The sequence below is a fragment of the Malaciobacter halophilus genome (assembly GCF_002837275.1).
Taxonomy (GTDB): Bacteria; Campylobacterota; Campylobacteria; order Campylobacterales; family Arcobacteraceae; genus Malaciobacter; species Malaciobacter halophilus.
Map to the genome: position 1 here is coordinate 31,677 of NZ_NXIF01000013.1, position 20,338 is coordinate 52,014.

Below are 20,338 nucleotides of genomic sequence, written 5' to 3' on the forward strand. Positions count from 1 at the left end.
TCTTCTTTTTTGAGGATAAAGCTAAATTATAATTGATAATGACTATAAATATTAATATAAAAGGAAAATAAAATGAAGAAAATTTTAATTAGTAGTATTGCTGCAACAGTTTTAGCAACAAGTGCATTTGCACATTTCCAAATGCTTTATACTGATAACATGGCTCTTCCTAAAGGGAAAACTGTTGAATTCAAGCATGTATTTACACATCCATTTGCAGATGAACATACAATGGATATGGCAGGAGTAGAAGAGTTTTATGTTATAAATAAAGGTAAGAAAAAAGATTTAAAGAAAAGTTTAAATTCTATTACTTTTCAAGGTAATCACAATAAAGCAAAAGCATATGAATCAAAATATAAAGCTAGAAGAATGGGTGACCATATTTTAGTATTAAAGCCAAAACCATATTATGAAAAAAATGAAGATGCATATATTCAACAAATTACAAAAACTATAATAAATGTTGCAGGAACACCTACTGATTGGGATAGTGAACTTGGATTAAAAGCTGAAATTGTTCCATTAACAAAGCCTTATGCAATTTGGGAAGGTGGAAGTTTTACAGGAATTGTAAAATCAAAAGGAAAAGTTGTACCTTATGCTGAAATTGAAGTTGAGTATTTAAATAGAGATGTAGATATAAAAAATAATAAAATGGGTAAAGATAGAGTTACTGCTCCTCAAGATGCATTTGTAACAATGACAATAAAAGCAAATAAAGATGGGGAGTTTACATTTGCTATTCCTAAAGCTGGTCAATGGGGATTTTGCGCACTTGGTGTAGGTCCAGATAAAGAGTATAAAGGCAAAGAATTAAGCCAAGATGCAGTTATTTGGGTAGAAGCTAAACCTATGAAATAATGAGTATGAGCCCAAGGCTCATACTTAAAAAGGAGAACATATGGATAAAATATTTTTAATTATAATTACGCTTATTGCAATTTTTTATATATACTATACAATATCTAAAAACAAAGGTTGTAATTGTGGCAAAAAAAACTGCGGAATAAAAAAAGATAAAAATAACAAAGATATTATACATTAAAACCTAAAAATAGATAAAAGTATTAAATTGAAAAATTGGTTTAATACTTTATACTATAACTTGTGCAATTAAAACTAGTGAAATAATAAATAAAACAACTCTAATTACTTTTAAATAAACTTTTGTATCTATTCTTTTTTTTAATTTTATTCCAAAGTATAAAGCAAATGAAATTATAAAAATAGCTAAAAAAGAGAAAGACAAATGCTCACTTGTAAAACTTCCATTTATAAAAAAAACTACAATCTGAATAATTTTACCAAATAAAAAAGATATATTCATAGCTTGAATAAGTTCTGCTTTTGTATATTTAAGTTCAATTCCATACATCATAAGCAAAGGACCCATAACATTTGTAAGTCCACCTATTACTCCTGTTAATACAGAATAAACAATAAAAGAGCTTTTAGGATAAATTCTAAAAATAGAGATTGAAATATTAACTTTATTAATAAATAGGTATATTAGTATCGTAAAGGCCAAAAGAAGCTTAAAAACTTCAGAATTACTCATTATTAATAGTTGAGTACCTATTGCACTTCCAAGCATTGTAAGCAATGCTAAAGGCATATGTTTTTTAAAACCTTCAAGTATATTACCTTCACTTAAAAAGCTAACTAAATTAACTATCAAAGTAGGAATAAGTGTAAGTAAGATTGCAGTTTGAATATCAGTGAAAATTGCTATTATAGGAGTAGGAATTAATGCAAAACCAAAACCAATACTACCATGTACAAAAGCAGCTATAATAAGTATAATTGAGGCAACTATAAAGAAATCTAAATCCAAAATAAACCTTAATAAAAATATAAATTAAAATATCATATCTTTACTTTGATTTTTATAGTTAAAATAAAATAGTAATAAGATTAAAGTTAGAAGTTATGGCTCCGGATACTGGATTCGAACCAGTGGCCAAGTGATTAACAGTCACCTACTCTACCGCTGAGCTAATCCGGAACAAATATTAAGTTTAATTAGATAAGTGGCTCCGGATACTGGATTCGAACCAGTGGCCAAGTGATTAACAGTCACCTACTCTACCGCTGAGCTAATCCGGAATATATCTAATAAAAGTTTTCATTAAAGTTATGGCTCCGGATACTGGATTCGAACCAGTGGCCAAGTGATTAACAGTCACCTACTCTACCGCTGAGCTAATCCGGAATACATCTTCCTTTAATGGGCTGGAATTATAGTCAAAATTTAATCTTTTGTCAAGTAATTTTTAAAAAAATTATAAAATTTTATAAAAATTTAATCCACTGCTATCAATTATTGTAATTACTTGCTTTTTTAACAATTTCTCTAATATTATTTTTGAAGATGTATCAAACATATTTTCAATATCTTCTTGTGTTAAAGGTCTTCTTTTTAACATTGTAATTATCTCTTCTTCAGTAAATGTTTGAACTTGTTTAGGTCGATTTTTATATGCAATATTTACATTTATTCCTTTGAAAACATTTGCTACTTTTTCTAAAGTTTCAAAACTTACAGGTTTAACTTTATAAGCAGGTGGTCTATCTATTGTTCCAATATCAACTCTTTTAGGATTAATTTTTTTTACCGCATCGTAAAGTAAATTTATCTCTTCTTCTTTATCATTTAAATCTTTAACAAAAAGTATTTCTAAAACAAAATCATTTTTATACTCTTTTGAAAACTCTATCATAGAAGGGATAATCTTATCAATTTCAATACTATTATGAGTTCTATCTAGTTTTTTAAAACATTTTTCACTTACACAATCTAAAGATAACTTAACCATATCAAGTTTTAAAAGGGCATCATAAATCTCTTTTTTATAAATGGTACTACCATTTGATAAAATTAAAGTTTTCGCATTTTGTTTGATTTTATTTAATTTATCAATCAATTTTGCAAGATGTGGATAAAGTGTTGGTTCTCCATTTGCTGTAATTGTAATAACATCAATTTTAGGATGTTTTTCAAAGCTTTTTTCAACTTCTTTTATAACTTCATCAACACTTGGATATTCACTCATCTCTTTCATAGTTTTTGCAGGTTTTAATTCGCAATATAAACAATCAAAATTACACTGTTTTATATTTGCAGATAAATCAATCCCTAAAGATATACCAAATCTTCTTGATGGAATTGGTCCAAAAATAATAGAGTTTAAATTTGACATTTTTTATTTACCTTTTAAATAAAAAAAGAGAGACTTACTTAAGCCTCTCTTTTTTAAAATATATTTTATATATAAAGTTTATTATTTAGCTTTACTTACTCTGTGGCATTCATCAACAAAGTGTTTTGCATTTTCAACAGGAACATCAGGTAAAATTCCATGTCCTAAGTTGAAAATATGTCTTTTCCCACCCATTACTTCTTGAATTTTTTCTACGCATGCAGTTGTTTTCTCTTTTGAGTATAATCTACAAGGCTCCATATTACCTTGAAGAACATATTTATCACCAAGCTTCTCTTTTGCTAATGCCATTGGAGTTGACCAATCAACACCAAATACATCAAAGTTACCATAAATATCATCTAAATATTGCCCAATACCTTTAGGGAACATAATAACTGGAATGTGTGGATATTTTTCCTTTAAATACTCTGCAATTTCAACCATATATTTCCATGAAAATTCAAAATATGCTTGTTTTTCTAATGCTGCTGCCCAAGAATCAAAGATTTGAACAACATCTGCACCTGCAAGTATCTGTTTTTCCATATAATGCTTAACTACTTGAGTAACTTTAGCAAGAAGCTTATGCATAAGTTCTGGATTTGAGTATATTAATTTTTTACATAAATTATATGTTTTCGTACCTTTTCCTTCAATCATATAAGTAGCAAGAGTCCAAGGTGCTCCTGTAAATCCAATAAGTGCTTTATCTTCTGGAAGCTCTTGTTTTAATAACTTTATAGTATCATAAACATATGTTAATTTATCAGCTGCTTCTTCACCACCTAATAAAGCATCAATATCTGCTTCATCTTTAATTGGCTTATGAAAAACTGGTCCTTCACCTTTAATAAACTCTAAATCCATTCCCATTTCATGTGGAATAACTAAAATATCACTAAATAAGATTGCTGCATCAACTCCTACTATATCAAGAGGTTGAATAGTAACTTCACATGCCTTTTTAGGGTCGTGACAAAGATTTAAAAAACTTCCAGCTTCAGCTCTTACTTTCATATACTCAGGTAAGTATCTTCCTGCTTGTCTCATCATCCATACAGGAGTATAAGGAGTTTCCTTACCAAAACAAGCATCTACAAAAATTTTTGACATTTATATAACCTTTTATTTATTTTTTCCTATCTTCCCTAAAAAAAACAACCCTACGGCTAAGGCTGTCACTGCTAATGCAAAATACAACATTTCTAAAGCAGAGGTATAATTTGTATGTAAAACTCTTTGAAAAAAGTTTACAACTAAAACCATAACTATAACTTTAGCAATTTTATCTTTTAATTGGTCTAAAGAAGTAATTGATAAAATCTTTAAATCCTCTTTTGTAGTATTTATATGATTAAATTGTGAGATAAATAGTTCATAAACTCCAAAAGAGAAAATAAGCATAACTACTGCAATTAAGTATAAATCAACAGCACCTATAATACCACTTACTATATCTTCGTGAAAGTTTTCAGGATGTGCACCTGTTACAACAGTTGTAAAAGTATATTTTGCAACACCCCAAATATCTAAACTTGCTACTACAAATAAAACTACTGCACCAACAAGTCCAAATATAACAGCCAAGATTACTAAAAATCTTGTCTGCCACATAGCTTTTTCAAAAAGCTTCTCTATCATTAGATATCATTCTCCATTTCAATCCATTTTAATGCAATTCTAACAGAATTAGTTGCAGCACCAACTCTTACTTGATCTGCAACATTAAAAAAGTGTACTACATTATTTGAATAAGCATCTTTTCTAATTCTACCAACATAAGTTGTATCTGTATCAGTTGAAATAATTGGCATTGGATATTGATTATTTTCTAAATCATCAATAACCTCAACATTTTCAAAATTTGCCAATGATTCTCTTACTTTATCAACATCAACTTCAACATTTTCATCAAATGTAACTGTAATAGATTCACTATGACTTCTTAATACAGGAACTCTAACACAAGTTGCAGCAACAGCCATTTGCTTATGCATAATTTTTTGTGTTTCATTAATCATTTTCATCTCTTCTTTTGTAAACCCATTTGGTTGAGCTACATCAATTTGAGGAATAACATTTAATGCAATTTGATGAGCAAATGCTTCTTTTTCAGACTCATCTAGCTTGAAAGCAAAGAAAGCTTGCATCTGTTTTACAAGCTCTTCCATACCAGCTTTTCCTGCACCACTTACTGCTTGGTAAGTAGATACATCAACTCTTTTAATTCCATATAATTCATCAAGTGGCTTTAAAGATAATACCATTTGAATAGTTGAACAATTTGGATTTGCAATAATACCTGTCTCTTTCCATTTTGAAATATCTTCAGGATTAACTTCAGGTACAACCAATGGAATATTTGGCTCCATTCTAAAATGACTTGTATTATCTATTACAACAGCACCTGCTTCAACTGCATATTTTGCAAATTTTGCTGAGATACTACCACCTGCACTAAAAAATGCAATTTCAACTTCATTTTCTTCAAATGCAGTTTCAGTTAACTCTAAAACAGTATACTCTTTATTTTTATATTCAACTGTTGTTCCAGCACTTTTAGCACTTGCTAAAGGAACTATATTATTTACTGGAAAATCATATGCATCCATAACTCTTAAAAGCTCTTCTCCAACAGCACCAGTTGCTCCAACAACAGCAACGTTAAATTTTCTCATTATTTTTCTTCCTCTCCCTTATCAATTAAGTTTTCATTAGCTTGACTGTTTTGCTCTTCTTGTTTATTATCAACTAAATTAGTATCTTCAATAACTCCAGCTAAATCAGTTGCAGACTCAATATCTAATTCATCGTCTTCTTCTTTAGGACACTTAGCAATTGAAACTACTTTATCCCCTTTATCTACGTTAACAATAATTACACCAGAAGTATTTCTTCCAGCTTTTCTAATAGTATTCATATCAACTCTAATCATCTTACCAATTGATGTTAAAGCCATTAAGTCTTGAGTTTCATCAACTAAAACTGAACCAATTACACTTCCAGTTTTTTGATGAAGTTTCATTGAGATAACACCAGAACCTGCTCTATTTGTAAGTCTGTACTCATCTACAGTTGTTCTTTTTCCAATACCTTTTTCAGATACTGTTAACAACTCTTGTTCTTCACTTATAATCACATCTGCATCTACAACAAAGTCAGAGTCATGTTTAAATTTAATTCCTCTTACACCTCTTGTACTTCTTCCTTGTTCTCTTGTCTTTTCAATTTCGAATCTAATACATTGACCTAAACTTGTAAAAATCATAAAGTATTGTGAACCTGGAATTGTAATTTTTGCAGTTACAACTTCATCTGCATCATCAAGAACAATTGCTCTTACACCATTACTTCTTATATTACTAAATTCAGCTAATGATGTTCTTTTTACAATACCATTTCTTGTAAAGAATGCTAAAGATTTGCTCTCATCAAAATCAGTAGTTGGAATAATAGCCATTATCTTCTCATCAGCTCTTAAATTAATTAAGTTAACAACAGCTTTACCTTTTGCTGTTCTACTTCCTTCTGGGATTTTATATACTTTTAACCAATATAACTGACCCATATTTGTAATAAACATCAATGTATCATGAGTATTAGTTACAAAGAATCTTTCAATAAAGTCATCATCATGTGTAGTAACTGCTACTTTACCTTTTCCACCTCTTCTTTGTTTTTCATATGATTTAATTGGAACTCTTTTTACATAACCATTATGAGTAATTGTAACTACCATTGGCTCATTTGGAATTAAATCTTCAATATCAATTTCATCATATGAATCTTCAATTTCAGTTCTTCTTTCATCAGAGTATTTTTCTTTAATTTCTGCAACTTCTTCTTTAATAATCTCATTTAATTTATCTTCTGATTTTAAGATTGACTCTAATTCAGCAATTAAAGCTAATAACTCTTGATACTCAGCTTCTAATTTATCTCTTTGAAGACCAGTTAATCTTCCAAGTCTCATATCTAAAATTGCTTGAGATTGAATAATTGATAAACCAAATCTATCTTGAAGTTTCTCTTTAGCCTCTGCATCATTTGCAGAAGATCTAATAATTTGTACAACTTCATCGATATTATCAAGTGCAATTTTTAGACCTTCTAAAATATGAGCTCTTGCTTTTGCTTTCTCTAAATCAAAAATAGTTCTTCTAATAATAACTGTTTTTCTATGAGATAAGAAAAGATTTAATAATTCAGGAAGATTAAATACTTTTGGTTCTTTATTATGCACAGCTAATAAAATAATCCCAAAAGTTGTTTCAAGAGGAGTTGATTTATAAAGATTATTTAATACAATTTCACTCATTGCATCTTTTTTAAGCTCTATTACGACTCTAATTCCTTCTCTATCAGATTCATCTCTAACTTCAGAAATACCTTCAACTTGTTTATCTTTTGCTAATGTAGCAATTTGCTCAATTAGTCTTGATTTGTTAACTTGGTACGGAAGTTCATCAAGAACAATTACTTCTTTTTTACCTTTTGTTTCAATATGGTGTTTAGCTCTAATTTTTACTCTACCACGTCCAGTTTTATAAGCATCAATTATTCCTCTTCTTCCAAAGATTGTACCACCAGTTGGAAAATCAGGACCTTGAATAAACTGCATTAAATCTTCTGCTGTTGCACCTTTATTATCTACCATATAAAGAACAGCATCTAATAGCTCTTTTAAGTTATGAGGAGGTATTTTAGTAGCCATACCAACAGCAATACCCTCACTACCATTTAATAATAGCGTTGGAACTCTTGTTGGTAATACAGCAGGCTCTTTTAAAGTATCATCATAGTTTTGAACAAAATTAACAGTATCTTTATCAATATCTCTTAAAATCTCTTCAGATACCTTAGTCATTCTAGCTTCTGTATATCTCATTGCAGCTGCATTGTCTCCATCAACTGAACCAAAGTTTCCCTGTCCGTCAACTAAAGGAGCTCTCATTGAGAAATTTTGAGCCATTCTAACTAATGCATCATAAACTGAACTATCACCATGAGGGTGATACTTACCAATAACATCCCCTACAATCCTTGCAGATTTTTTATAAGGAGACCTTGAACTAATATTCAAGTCATGCATTGCATACAAAATTCTTCTATGAACTGGCTTTAATCCATCTTTTGCATCAGGAAGTGCCCGTCCAATAATAACACTCATTGAGTAGTCTAAATAAGAAGCTTTTACACTATCTTCTATATTAATATCTATAATATCTTGATCTTCGAAAAGGTTTTCCATAAAAAAACGCCTTTATTTTATATATTTGGTTTTATTTTAGCTAAAAAGGGCTTAGTATAAGTTAATGTAGGATTTTAAGCTACTAATAAAAAAGAGATTAAAAAAGAATTTTTAATCTCTTTAGCTTAAATATTAATTATTGACTATTTTTATATTCCATTATTAATGAATATACTTCATCTTTAAGTTTTAATTTCTCTTTTTTCTTTTTTTCTATTTCTGCTTGCTCTGCAAAATTTTTCTCTAACTCAATTATCTCTTCGTCTAATTCGTTATGTCTGTCAAATATCTTATGAAAACGAGCATTTTCTTGCTTTAACTTTGTAATAATATCTCTGTGTTCGTGAAACATATTTAATCCTTTTAGTTGAGTTATTACAATTATAACAGTTAATTTCTTAGAATAGATTATGTAGGTTATATATTTTTTATAAATTAGTTTTTAAAAAAAAGTGTGTAGTTAAGAAGCTATTTTAGCTTCTTAAGTTCTATAATCAGCATTTATTTCAACATATTTGTAACCCAAATCACATCCATATGCTGTAAAATCATACTCTCCAACTCCAATATCACAAGTGATTTTAAATTTATCATTTTGAAGTACTTTAGCTGCTGCTTGTTCTACTTCTTCATTAAATACTAACTCACCTTTATTGTAAACAATTACATCATTATATGAAATAACTAGTCTATTTTCATCACTTTTTATTCCACTTGCACCAATAGTTGAAGCGATTCTTCCAAAGTTTGGGTCTTCTCCAAAAAGAGCTGTTTTTACTAGTAAAGAGTTAGATAAAGCTTTTGCAGCTTTTTCAGCCTCTTCATATGTTGCTGCATTTTTAACTTCAAAAGCTGCTGCTTTTTTTGCACCTTCTCCATCAGCAACCATTAACATTGCCATATCATGCATAACTAATCTTAGGGCTTCAAAAAATGCCTCTTTATTATATGTATTTGATTTTTTATTTGTTAAAAGTAAAACTGTATCATTTGTTGAAGTATCTCCATCAACAGAAATAGCATTAAAAGTTGTTTTACTATTAAGTTTAAGAGCTTCTTTCATATCTTTTTTAGGAACATTTGCATCAGTACAAATAAAACAAAGCATTGTTGCTAAATTTGGATTTATCATCCCTGCTCCTTTAGCAACAGCACCTATTTTAAAACTACTTCCATCTTCTAATTTCACTTCATACATACAATTTTTTTCATATGCATCAGTAGTCATAATTGCTTTTGAAAGATTATAAGCATTTTTAGCTTTTAAGTTAAAACTATTTGCACCTTTTACTATTTTTTCTATAGGTAAAGGATTCCCAATAACTCCCGTACTACTCATAATTGGATTAACAACATCATAGTTTAATGAAGAGAAAATTGTATTTATATCTTCTATACCTTTTTTACCTGTCATAGCATTGGCATTTTTAGAATTTATTAATAAAAAATTTGTTTTAAAATCTTTTTCATACATTTGATAATGTTTTAAAGGTGCTGCTTGAAATCTATTTTCTGTAAATAGCGCTTCTACATCACATAAAGTATCACTATATATAAACCCTAAATCCAAAGCATTATTTGGCTTTAATCCTGCACTAATTCCATCACAATAAAAGCCTTCAATTTGTTCAAATAAACCTTTAATTGGTAAAATTGTAAACATTATATATCCTTTGGTTTTTGTGAATATGAAAGTATTCTTTTTGATTTTGAAATACCTTTTTGGCTTCCTACTAGTAATAATTTACAATTTGCTCTAATTACCGTAGTACCTTTTGGCATTTGAATAAATTTCCCATTTGACTCAGTAATACCAATAATTGATACTTTCATTCTATCTCTTAAGTGTAAATCTTGAATTTGTTTATCAACAGCCCAAGACTCTTCTCCTACAAAAGCTTCTTCCATATCTATTGGAGTATCTTTTTTATATAAAAATTCTTCTAATACATTTTCCATATCAGGTCTTATTGCCATTGCACTTACTCTTTTTGCCATAAGTGAAGGAGGAGCTACAACTTTATCTGCACCAAGTTTTTTTAATCTTACTTTATCATTTTGTGTCTCAGCATTAGATATAATCAAATAAGGACTTCGCCCAAGCTCTTTTTCATATAGCCTAACGGAAGCAATAAGTGTAATATTATCAGATATATTTTTTGATAATGAAATAGCACCTTTTGCTGAACTCAAATGAGATTTTAAAAAAGCAATCTCTTTATAAGGTTCCTCTTTTACATAGTATGGATAATTATACTCTTTTGCTATTTGCTCAATATCATCTCTTGAATCAACTACAACAAAAGGAACATGGTTTTGCCTAAATTGTCTTGCTAATTGGGCTGTATATTCATTGTGATGAAATATGACAAAATGTCTTCTAAGTCTTGCGATTTTATATAACATTTTTCTTTCCTTAAGAAGTTTAAAAAGTGTACCATTTGATATAGTATTGATTAAAATACCCACAGAAAATGTAAGTACTGCAAACCCAGATAACATCAAAGTAACAGTAAAAATAATACCTTGATTACTAAAATTTGCTTCATTTAAAGCACCAAAACCTGTTGTTGTAAAAGTATATGCTGATTGAAAGATTGCTTTCATTATTGGATAATCTTCAATATACACATATCCTAATGTTCCAACCATTAAGATGACTTGAATTAAAATTAGTGGTAGTCTAAAGGGTTTAAGTTGGGAGTATATGAGCGGGTTTAGGTCATAATCAGGTTTAGTAGACCTTATCTCCCACCCGAGAGCTTTTTTTATTCTTTTAAAGAAGCTCATGAAAGCACTTTTCTAAGCGCCTTCTTATGAATGTTTTTTAAGAGTTCTTAACTCTTTAGCAGAAATTCTGATTTTTTTAGTTGTACCATCTTCTAATGTAACTCTAACAGTTCTTAAGTTTGGTAAAAATCTTTTTTTAGTTCTGTTTTTAGCGTGACTTACGTTGTTTCCAACCATAGGTCCTTTTCCTGAAATTGCACATCTTCTTGCCATATCGATTTCCTTATTATTTTAGTGAAAAATATTCGCGTATTATAGCTTAATATTCTTAACCTTTATTTAAAAAGTTTATTAATTTATACACTTTGTAATATTGTTTCAATTTTTTCAAGATTTTTTTCTATTGTAAACTCTTTTGCAACATCTCTATTTTGTTTTTTTATAAACTTTAAATCCTCTTTTCTTCCTAATAGTGCGTCAATTTTAAAAGCAGTACTTCCATCACTTGGCATCATCATTGTTGCAAATACATCAACTACCTCACTTGAACTACAATTAGAAGGAACAAAAACTGCACACTTACAATACATAGCTTTTAAAACATTTTTAGCAAAGGCTTTTGTATGAGTAGGAAGAACAAAAATATCTGCAGCTAAAAAGAGTTTATCCATATCTTTATAATCATTTAGAAAAATCATTTTTTCATCTAAGTTCAATTTTGACATTTGAAATTTTAATCCTTGAACTTCACTCTTTTCTCCAGCTACAACAGCTTTAAAATATTTATAATTTAAACTACTTATAATATCAACAAACTCTTTTGAACCAGAGTTTTTAAAGTTCTGTGCAGTAAAAAGAATTATTCTATTTTTTATATCTATATCAAACTCTTCACAAAACTCTTTTTTTACATCTTTTGGTTTCTTATATTCTACGTCAATACTTGGATAAACTACTTCGATTTTATTATTTTCAAGTTGAAATCTTTTAAGTAAGTTCTGCTTTTGTTTTTTTGAATTTACTATAATTTTTTTAGCATGTTTAATCTTTAAGGCATCCTCTTTTTTTATATTTCCTGTGTGAAAAAATACTTGAGCATACTCTTTTTTTGAAAAAGTTAATTTATCTAATAGAGTTCTTTTTTTTATTTTTGTAATATTTGGCTTTTCCAAAAGTCTATTTATTGTTTTTGTTTTTGTTTTAAAATCAATTGTAATATTTTGCATAAATCTCTTCTCTTTTTTAAAAGTTAGTAATTTTAACAAAATTAATTAAAATAGTTATAAAACCTATTCAATTACTTTAAAATATTCTTATGATAAAATAAAATATCAATAATAAAGGACTTTAATGAAGCAAGTGATAGCAGATGAATTTCAAGCACACCTTGAAACAATCAACAATACAATCAAAACTATGCAAGATAAATTAGAGGCTGCATCACAAATTGCAGTTGAAACTTTAAAAAATGGAAATAAAATTTTAATTTGCGGTAATGGTGGAAGTGCAGCAGATGCTCAACATATTGCAGCTGAATTAACAGGAAGATATAAAACAGAAAGAAAAGGATTACCAGGAATTGCCCTTACAACAGATACAAGTGCTTTAACTGCAATTGGTAATGATTATGGATTTGACAGAGTTTTTGATAGACAAGTTGAAGCATTAGCCTCAAAAGGGGACTTAATTATAGGTATTAGTACAAGTGGTAATAGTAAAAATGTAATAAATGCATTAAATTTAGCTAAAGAGCTTGGTTGTAAAACTATTGGACTTACAGGAAAAGATGGAGGAGTTATGAATGAAATTTGTGATGTAAATTTAGTAGTTCCTTCAAATGATACGCCAAGAATTCAAGAAATGCATATTCTTTTTGGTCATACAATATGTCAATGTATTGATAATGAGTTAAGTTAATAAATCAATTATCAATTACTTTTAAAACATCATTTGCTGTAATAAGTTTCATACAGTTATGATGTTTTAAAGGACACACTCTTTTCATACATGGAGCACACTCTAAATTTTTCGTTATAATATTTTCATTTGAATTATTCCATTGATTTGTCTCTTTAAATCTTGTTGGACCAAAAATAGCCACTGTTTTTACTTTATATGCAGCTGCAACATGCATAGGCCCAGAATCATTTGTAATAAAAATATCTAAACCTGCTATTTTTTCTATAAGTTCAGGAATTGTAGTTTTTCCAGCTAAATTTTGATAATTTGAAATTTTATTTGATATAAGTTCATCTTCTATATCTTTTGCAATATCAATTTCACTAGGACCTCCAAAGATTACAATATCATACTCTTTTGACATCTTAATTGCTACTTTTGCAAACTCATTTGGATACCATCTTTTTGCACTTCCATAAGTGGCTCCTGGATTTATTCCAAGTGTTGCTTTATCATAAGAAAATGGCTTAAAATATAGTTTTAAATCACCAGCTTTATTTTGTAAATTCAATTCATAATTTATAAAATCATTGTATCTTAATACTTGATGAATTTGCTCTTTTTGAAGTCTTTTATAGTTATATTTTTTTTGTGAATCAATAAAAAACATCATAAATTTTGAAGAAAAACTTCTTCTAAAAGAGATAGCTAAATCAACTTTTCCTATTTGTTTAGCTAAAGAATAAAGATTAATATATCGATTTCCCCTTTTTTTTGTATCATCAACAATTACTTTTTCTATATTTTTAAAATTTCCCAAAGCTTGAGTTGAAACATACGAGCCAAGAAGAGTTATCTTTGCTTTTGGATATGTTTTTATAATATTTTCAATAGCTGGCGTTGTCATAATTGCATCACCAAGCCAAGTTGGTATTTCTATAAATATTTTTTCAATCTTCATTTAAAACTTCTTTTAATGCATAAAATTGTGGTAGTTTTATTATTTTACCCTCTCTATTATCAACTAACCCATATCCAGGAGCTATTAGTTGATGCCAAAAAACTTTTTGTATCTTTTTACTTTTCTTTGCTATTTTTAAATACTCAATCATATACTTTACATACTGTTCATTACTAATACACTCTTTTTCACTTGTTGGAGCATAAGGTGCAGTATTTGATAAAGGCCAATTTACTTCTGTAATATAAATCTTATCATTTGATTTAGGTGAAAGTTTACATAAAGAGTAAAGTAAATCTATCTTATTTTTTGTATCAAAAAAAATATATTGGGTATTGCAAGGAGCTCCTCTTCTATCTACATATAAAAGAGAACTTATTTTGTCATATTTTATATTATACAAATTAAACATAGCCCTTATATTATAATAATACTCAAAATCTATTGTACTTGGACCTATTAATTTTAAATCTTTATATTTTTCATCTCTTAAATCTTGAGCTATTTTAAAAAATTCAAGATACTCTTTTACAGCAAAAAAACCCCACTTTGCTCTATTTATAGTAGTTCCCACTTGATACTCACTTACAAAAGAGTTAAATTTTGAAAAAACAGTATCTAAATCTTTTTTTAAAAGTTTATGATTTTCAATATGAACTCTATCTTGAATAATATTTATTAAAATATTTTTAAAAGATTTTTCATTAAAACTTTTTGCAAACTCTACATAAGAATCAATATTTTTTATATCCCATAAAGGTACTCTAATAATAAGATTTTTAATACCAAGCTCTTCAATAAGTTTTTGCTGTGTATTATTTCCATCATCTTTATCTAAGTTTACACCAAGACCAATAAACTCTTTATTTGAAAAATTATTCTTTCCTTTAAATAGTTTCATAAACAAAATTGCAAAAGGTAAGATTAAAAGTGAAAAAAAAAGCATTTTTACATAATCAAAAATATACTTTTTCCTCATAGCTTTTTTATAAGCTTTATCTTTTATAACACTTGGCTGGTCTGAGTATTTATCCCAAAAAAATGGAGCTTTATTCATATATTTTACTTTTTGCATTTTGGAAATTTTTGAAAAATTTTTTCCATTGCTTTTTTATTTTATATTTAGTAAAAGTTCTTGACTTTAAATACAAGTTAAATCTCCATCCAGTTCTTCTAGCTCCTAATCCATCAATTATCACTAATCGGTAATTATTCTTTTTATATTCACAACAAAAGACATTACTTAAATCTACATCAATAAATAATATATTATATGTAAAGATAAACTCTTTTAACTCTTCTACTAATCTATTCTCTTCTTCATTTGAAAGCAATTTATTTTGTAAAAAATCTTTAAATGAACTAGATTGCTTATTGTTATAGTCTAAAACTCTATCAAAAATCAAACCTTGACCTAAATTAGTATTAATAAAACCAATACATTTGGTAAGATGAGTAAAAGGGATAGCGTTATTTAATAAAAATTTATTATAAATATACTCTAGTTCATTTTGATTGTTATGTTTACCTTTTCTATGAACTATTTTAATTACTTTTGAATTATCATTGGGATGAATATAACAATCTCTTTCTCCACCTTTTGCTAAAAAGTATTTATTACTTAAAACTACTTTTTCATTCATTCAAAAGTTCCATTAAACAATTTTCTATTTTATTATATTCTTCTTTACTATAATTACTTGATAACATAAAATTATTTTGATTTTTTTCTTCACTTATTGTTGCCCATCTTTCAGAACTAGCAAATAATGAATCTCCAAAAAAAGAAATTGTTTTAGTATTTGTTGTCCCAGCTAAATGCATAGGTCCTGTTGAAGTACTAATAAAAACTTCAGCAGAAGCTATAAATTTAGTAAAATCAAATAATGAAATTTTTGAATCAAAAATTTCTGCTTCAAAATCAATTTTTGAAGAGATATAATCTTTTGAATAAGCATCATCTGGCCCGAAAGTAAAAACTACTTTTTTTGAAGTTTCACTTACTTTTTTAGCCAACTTTATATAATCATCTAAAGATAAATTACCATCACTACTTCCACCAAAACCTGGATGAAAAACTACTCTATTCTCTTTTTTTATATTAAGATTTAATAATGGCTTTGTATAATCTAATTTAATCTTAGGAAAAAGTTTTTTTGCTAAGTCTAAATTATATTGCCACTCTGTTTTCTCTACTTTACTTCTTCGCTGTTTTACCCTTTTATTAAAAAAAATTTGAGCAATTTTAGTAGCAGGAGCAACTCTATTTTTTATACCACTTTTGAAAAGAAGTTTTCCCAAAGTAGTATCAATAAAACAAGAAATACTTGCGTCAAATTTTTTCTCTTTTATCTGTTTTAAAGTAGTGTCTAAATTTTCTTTATCAAATAAAATTACATTATCAATAAAATCAATCTCTTTTGCAAAATCAAAATTAATTTTACTAACTAATGCTGTTAATTTTGTATTTGGGTATTGTTCTTTTATAGCTTTAAATAAAGGTAAAGTCACAACAAAATCACCAATTTTATCATGTCTAGTAATAAGTAAATTCACTATTTTTTACCTCTAATTTTTCTTTTAAACTCTACAAACTCTTTTAATTTTCTATCTGAATTTTTTAATAACTTTATAGCTTCATTTTTATCTGCATTTACTAAATTTGAATATGTTGTAGCTATTAAAATTATATCGTCTTCATCCAACCAAAGTTTTGCAAAATTATCAAGTCCAGTTTCTAAATCAACAGTTTTAAACTCCATTCTGTTAATATCTACAACTGAGAATTCATAGTTATTATCATTGATAGATACTAAAGTATTTCCAGCTGAAAAGTCTTTATGGTAAACACTATTTTTATGCAAATTATATGTAAACTCAACAAACTTTTTTATAATATCTTCTCTATTTTTAAGTTGTTTATTTCTTAAAGGCTCTCTAATAGTAAAATCATATTCATACTTTTTTGCTATAAAGAAACTCTCTTTAAACAAAAAATTCTTATAAAACTCTATATATCCAATTGGCTCAGGAGTATTTAAACCTAGATTTTTTAACTTTATTGCGTTTTTATATGATTTCTTAGCTTTTGAATCTCTAAAATATGCATATGCTATCTGATTGATTATATTGGGTACTTTAAAACCTTTTACAACTGTTTTTACACCTTTATATTCAATAACTTTTAATTCATTTCTAGCTTTATGTATAGTATTTGAGTTTTCTTCAAAAAACTCTTTTATATTTAGTAAAAACTCTTTTATATTTTTATAATTTTTATTTAATTCATATTTAAAACTCAAAATCACCTACTTATTTAAATCTTTCATAGAAGAAACTTTTTCATATCTTTTTAAAAATTTTTTCCATTGTTTTAAAACTTTATATTTAGTAAAAACTTTTGAATACTGATATAGTTTTGATTTTAAGCCATATCTTTTCCCACCAATTCCATCAGTAAGTATTAGTTTATAACTATTTTCATCAATTTTTTTGCATAAAATATTACTTAAAGCAATATCTACAAAAATTATATTATTTTTAAAAATATACTGTTTTAAATCTTCTATTAATTTTAGTTCTTCATCTTTACTGAAAAAAGAGTTTAAGACTAATTCCTTAAATGATTTTGATTGTGTATTATCAAAATCTAATACTCTATCAAAAACAAAACCTTTTCCAATATTTGTATTCACTAAACCATAACAATTTGTAATATGAGAAAATTCTTTTTTATTTTTCTTTAAATATTGAATATAACTATATTCCATTTCATTTTGATTTAGCCCTTGGTCTTTTCTATATACAATTTTAATCACTTTTTGAAAGTCATGAGGATGAATATAACATTTACGTTCTCTTCCCTTTCCTAAATACAAACTTTCATCTAATTTTATTAAATTCAATAAATTTTCCTAAACTCTATTTTTCTTATTTTATCAAAAATTTGATTTATAAAATATGATACTTTAAGATCTACCAAACAATTCAATTACTTTTTCAAACTGTTTATCATAATCAAATTGTATTTTTGCTTTTTTTTGTCCTGCGTAAGCTAATTTTTCTCTTAAAATATCATCTTTATATAACTTTTCTATTTTTAAAGCCAAATCTTCATAATTTTGATTTTCAAATAAAAGTCCAGTTTTTTCATCATCAATTACTTCTAAAACTCCCCCAGAATTTGAAGCAATTACAGCTGTGCCATTTCGCATTGCTTCTATTGTAACTAATCCAAAAGTTTCATTTTTAGAAGCCATTAAAACTACATCACAAGCTTGCATAAATTTTGAAGGTTCTTTTGTAAAACCCACAAATAAAACTTGCTCTTCTAACTCATATTTTATAACTTTTTGTTTTAGCTTTTCTAAATACTCTTCATTCATAGCATGTCCTATGATATAAGCTTTGATATTTAATTTTTTTTCTTTTAGCAAACTCATAGCTTCAATAAGTAAATGTTGTCCTTTAAATTCATTGATTCTACCAACAAGTCCTAGCATAAAAGAGTCATTTACTTTCAAACTATTTTTAAACTTTAGTATTTCATTCTCTTTTAACTTTTCAGATGTTTTAGCACCAAGATATATAACTTCTGTTTTAGGTCTAATATTTTTAGGAATAAATTTATTAACTTGCTCTTGTAAGGCTTTTGTTACACAAATAATTGTATCAATATTTTTATATAAAAACTTATGATAAAAATCATTTTTAAATCTTGTCATTGTCATATGTCTTGTTTGTACAATTTTTGGTTTTCTTTTTGATAATTTTTTTGAAAATACTACAATTGGAATATCTTTTGTCCAATGAAGATGAATAATATCAATACTTTGTTTATCGATAATCTTTGCAAGTTTTAAAGCCAAAAATAATGAAAAACTACTTTTTCTTTTTAAAAGAAAACTATTTTTGTCATTTTTAAAATAGTCTTCAAGCTTTGAATTTTTTGAAATTACATTATATACATTAAACTCTTTTGATAAATACTTTGAGCAATTACTCATATAAAGTTCCAATCCTCCTAAATCAGGAGATAAGCAAACTTCTAAGATACTCTTATTTTTCATTTTTTTGCATCTCTAACATAATTGCATATTTCATATAAGAGCTAAAAGCAGATACAACAGCTACATTCCAACCATTAATTCCATGAAATGCACCACCTTTTAAAATCAATGTTTTAAAAAGTGCTCCAACTCCATGAATAAAAGGATCAAAAACATTTGCACGCTTACCATCTTCATATGCTAAAACGGCACCTCTTTTAATAAACTTTTCTGTGGTTCTTATCATATGTATATAATCTTCATATGAATAATGCAACATATCAGCTTCTAAATCACAAATATTTTGCGTTTCTACTTTTGCATGACCTTTTGCAGTTGAGTAAGCACATTTTCGTCTATTATAAAGTCTTGTAACTCTATCTGGATACCAAAGTTTTATAAAGTTATTTCCAACATAAGTTTTTCTTGCGAAAGAAAAAGCATCAAAAGTTGTATTTTCTAAATCTAATTTTTTAATCTCTTCTATTGCATTTAAATCTAATCTTTCATCTGCATCTATACTTAAAATCCAGTCATTTTTTGCAAATGGAGCTCCAAAAGCTTTTTGTGGACCATCACCTAAATACTCTTGCTTTATAACTTTTGCACCTAAACTCTCTGCTATTTCACATGTTTTATCACTACTTAATGAATCAATAACTAAAACTTCATCACATACTGTTTGTACTGATTTTATAACTTCTTTTATATTTTTTTCTTCATTAAGTGTTATTATATTTGCTGTTATTTTCAACTCAATTCACTCTCTTTTTTATTTTTTTCGTTAAATGCAATAATAACAAAAAGTAAGAAAAATATTATATAAACATAATTTAAAGGTTTAACAGACAATGTTTTGTTTGCAAAGGAATTAAAAAACAATGATAAAAAAACAGTTAAACTCATATAATAATACAATGGGATTTTTCGTAAATTATAAATTAAAATCACTATACTTAAAAACAATAGACTATATCCTATTAAACCATATGCTGTTAAAGTATCCATATGTTCACTATGAAAATGATTAATTATTCTTGCATTATAATTAGTATCTAATTTTTGTTTTTCTTGAAGTAGGATTCTATTATCTTTAGGGCCTGTTCCAAAAAATAAATTATCTTTAAAAATCTCAAAACCTACTTTATTAAAATAAATTCTCAATCCCACACTACCACTATAAGTATTATTTTCTAATACTTTTTTTGTTTCATTATAAGCAATAACAAATCTATCAAATTTA

General features: G+C 27.2%; 23 protein-coding genes and 3 tRNA genes. 3 read left to right on the forward strand and 23 right to left on the reverse strand.

Annotated elements, in window-relative coordinates; translation table 11 throughout:
* Nucleotides 1-72: 72 nt before the first annotated feature.
* Both CP960_RS03600 and CP960_RS03605 read left to right on the forward strand, forming a co-directional pair.
* Complete coding sequence (locus CP960_RS03600) at nucleotides 73-864, forward strand: DUF4198 domain-containing protein (protein WP_101183863.1); 792 nt, start codon at nucleotides 73-75, stop codon at nucleotides 862-864.
* 40 nt (nucleotides 865-904) lie between these two features.
* Nucleotides 905-1,048 (forward strand): FeoB-associated Cys-rich membrane protein, encoded by a 144-nt coding sequence (locus tag CP960_RS03605; protein ID WP_101183864.1) that lies wholly within the window; start codon nucleotides 905-907, stop codon nucleotides 1,046-1,048.
* A gap of 48 nt (nucleotides 1,049-1,096) precedes the next feature.
* On the opposite strand, the gene CP960_RS03610 is transcribed toward CP960_RS03605, so the two are convergent.
* The 14 genes from CP960_RS03610 to CP960_RS03675 all read right to left on the reverse strand — a co-directional run bounded on the left by CP960_RS03610 (nucleotide 1,097) and on the right by CP960_RS03675 (nucleotide 12,413).
* The gene (locus CP960_RS03610) at nucleotides 1,097-1,837 is read right to left on the reverse strand and encodes a sulfite exporter TauE/SafE family protein (RefSeq protein WP_228152005.1); all 741 of its coding nucleotides are present in this window, start codon (nucleotides 1,835-1,837) and stop codon (nucleotides 1,097-1,099) included.
* Nucleotides 1,838-1,933: 96 nt separating this feature from the next.
* Nucleotides 1,934-2,008, reverse strand: a tRNA-Asn gene (locus CP960_RS03615).
* A 26-nt stretch (nucleotides 2,009-2,034) separates the two neighbouring features.
* Nucleotides 2,035-2,109: transfer RNA gene (locus tag CP960_RS03620), tRNA-Asn, on the reverse strand.
* A gap of 31 nt (nucleotides 2,110-2,140) precedes the next feature.
* Nucleotides 2,141-2,215, reverse strand: a tRNA-Asn gene (locus tag CP960_RS03625).
* A gap of 70 nt (nucleotides 2,216-2,285) precedes the next feature.
* Nucleotides 2,286-3,203: a radical SAM protein gene (locus CP960_RS03630; protein ID WP_101183866.1), complete on the reverse strand. Its 918-nt coding sequence runs from the start codon at nucleotides 3,201-3,203 to the stop codon at nucleotides 2,286-2,288.
* A gap of 81 nt (nucleotides 3,204-3,284) precedes the next feature.
* The gene (hemE, locus tag CP960_RS03635; RefSeq protein ID WP_101183867.1) at nucleotides 3,285-4,319 is read right to left on the reverse strand and encodes a uroporphyrinogen decarboxylase; all 1,035 of its coding nucleotides are present in this window, start codon (nucleotides 4,317-4,319) and stop codon (nucleotides 3,285-3,287) included.
* Nucleotides 4,320-4,331: 12 nt separating this feature from the next.
* Complete coding sequence (locus CP960_RS03640) at nucleotides 4,332-4,847, reverse strand: YqhA family protein (protein ID WP_191321638.1); 516 nt, start codon at nucleotides 4,845-4,847, stop codon at nucleotides 4,332-4,334.
* The gene (locus CP960_RS03645) at nucleotides 4,847-5,884 is read right to left on the reverse strand and encodes an aspartate-semialdehyde dehydrogenase (RefSeq protein ID WP_101183868.1); all 1,038 of its coding nucleotides are present in this window, start codon (nucleotides 5,882-5,884) and stop codon (nucleotides 4,847-4,849) included. The genes CP960_RS03640 and CP960_RS03645 overlap by 1 nt, the downstream gene beginning before the upstream one ends.
* Entirely contained in the window at nucleotides 5,884-8,457 is a 2,574-nt protein-coding gene (gene gyrA, locus CP960_RS03650; RefSeq protein ID WP_101183869.1) for a DNA gyrase subunit A, read from the reverse strand. The genes CP960_RS03645 and gyrA overlap by 1 nt, the downstream gene beginning before the upstream one ends.
* A gap of 136 nt (nucleotides 8,458-8,593) precedes the next feature.
* On the reverse strand, nucleotides 8,594-8,809 hold the full coding sequence (locus CP960_RS03655; RefSeq protein WP_101183870.1) for a YdcH family protein: 216 nt from the start codon (nucleotides 8,807-8,809) through the stop codon (nucleotides 8,594-8,596).
* 129 nt (nucleotides 8,810-8,938) lie between these two features.
* Complete coding sequence (gene argJ, locus CP960_RS03660; RefSeq protein WP_101183871.1) at nucleotides 8,939-10,120, reverse strand: bifunctional glutamate N-acetyltransferase/amino-acid acetyltransferase ArgJ; 1,182 nt, start codon at nucleotides 10,118-10,120, stop codon at nucleotides 8,939-8,941.
* On the reverse strand, nucleotides 10,120-11,247 hold the full coding sequence (locus tag CP960_RS03665) for a potassium channel family protein (RefSeq protein WP_101183872.1): 1,128 nt from the start codon (nucleotides 11,245-11,247) through the stop codon (nucleotides 10,120-10,122). Before CP960_RS03665 ends, argJ begins: the two co-directional genes overlap by 1 nt.
* A gap of 24 nt (nucleotides 11,248-11,271) precedes the next feature.
* Nucleotides 11,272-11,460: a 50S ribosomal protein L28 gene (rpmB, locus tag CP960_RS03670; RefSeq protein ID WP_099341783.1), complete on the reverse strand. Its 189-nt coding sequence runs from the start codon at nucleotides 11,458-11,460 to the stop codon at nucleotides 11,272-11,274.
* An 83-nt stretch (nucleotides 11,461-11,543) separates the two neighbouring features.
* Nucleotides 11,544-12,413: a glycosyltransferase family 4 protein gene (locus CP960_RS03675; RefSeq protein WP_101183873.1), complete on the reverse strand. Its 870-nt coding sequence runs from the start codon at nucleotides 12,411-12,413 to the stop codon at nucleotides 11,544-11,546.
* A 124-nt stretch (nucleotides 12,414-12,537) separates the two neighbouring features.
* Here CP960_RS03675 and gmhA point away from each other — a divergent pair, with 124 nt between their 5' ends.
* On the forward strand, nucleotides 12,538-13,104 hold the full coding sequence (gene gmhA, locus CP960_RS03680; protein ID WP_101183874.1) for a D-sedoheptulose 7-phosphate isomerase: 567 nt from the start codon (nucleotides 12,538-12,540) through the stop codon (nucleotides 13,102-13,104).
* A gap of 4 nt (nucleotides 13,105-13,108) precedes the next feature.
* Here gmhA and CP960_RS03685 read toward each other — a convergent pair whose 3' ends face one another.
* From CP960_RS03685 to CP960_RS03725, 9 genes are all read right to left on the reverse strand, one after another.
* Nucleotides 13,109-14,047, reverse strand: a complete 939-nt coding sequence (locus CP960_RS03685; protein ID WP_101183875.1) for a glycosyltransferase family 9 protein — start codon at nucleotides 14,045-14,047, stop codon at nucleotides 13,109-13,111.
* Nucleotides 14,037-15,104: a hypothetical protein gene (locus tag CP960_RS03690; RefSeq protein ID WP_101183886.1), complete on the reverse strand. Its 1,068-nt coding sequence runs from the start codon at nucleotides 15,102-15,104 to the stop codon at nucleotides 14,037-14,039. Before CP960_RS03690 ends, CP960_RS03685 begins: the two co-directional genes overlap by 11 nt.
* Nucleotides 15,097-15,690, reverse strand: coding sequence for a YrbL family protein (locus tag CP960_RS03695; RefSeq protein ID WP_101183876.1), 594 nt, complete (start codon nucleotides 15,688-15,690; stop codon nucleotides 15,097-15,099). Before CP960_RS03695 ends, CP960_RS03690 begins: the two co-directional genes overlap by 8 nt.
* Nucleotides 15,683-16,603: a glycosyltransferase family 9 protein gene (locus CP960_RS03700; RefSeq protein WP_101183877.1), complete on the reverse strand. Its 921-nt coding sequence runs from the start codon at nucleotides 16,601-16,603 to the stop codon at nucleotides 15,683-15,685. The genes CP960_RS03695 and CP960_RS03700 overlap by 8 nt, the downstream gene beginning before the upstream one ends.
* Nucleotides 16,603-17,349, reverse strand: coding sequence for a lipopolysaccharide kinase InaA family protein (locus CP960_RS03705; protein WP_101183878.1), 747 nt, complete (start codon nucleotides 17,347-17,349; stop codon nucleotides 16,603-16,605). The genes CP960_RS03700 and CP960_RS03705 overlap by 1 nt, the downstream gene beginning before the upstream one ends.
* A gap of 6 nt (nucleotides 17,350-17,355) precedes the next feature.
* On the reverse strand, nucleotides 17,356-17,952 hold the full coding sequence (locus CP960_RS03710) for a YrbL family protein (protein WP_101183879.1): 597 nt from the start codon (nucleotides 17,950-17,952) through the stop codon (nucleotides 17,356-17,358).
* 63 nt (nucleotides 17,953-18,015) lie between these two features.
* The gene (locus CP960_RS03715) at nucleotides 18,016-19,116 is read right to left on the reverse strand and encodes a glycosyltransferase family 4 protein (RefSeq protein WP_101183880.1); all 1,101 of its coding nucleotides are present in this window, start codon (nucleotides 19,114-19,116) and stop codon (nucleotides 18,016-18,018) included.
* Complete coding sequence (locus tag CP960_RS03720; protein ID WP_191321639.1) at nucleotides 19,106-19,849, reverse strand: glycosyltransferase family 2 protein; 744 nt, start codon at nucleotides 19,847-19,849, stop codon at nucleotides 19,106-19,108. Before CP960_RS03720 ends, CP960_RS03715 begins: the two co-directional genes overlap by 11 nt.
* On the reverse strand, nucleotides 19,846-20,338 hold a 493-nt coding region (locus CP960_RS03725), incomplete at its 5' end, for an O-antigen ligase family protein (RefSeq protein WP_133121132.1). The genes CP960_RS03725 and CP960_RS03720, both read right to left, overlap by 4 nt.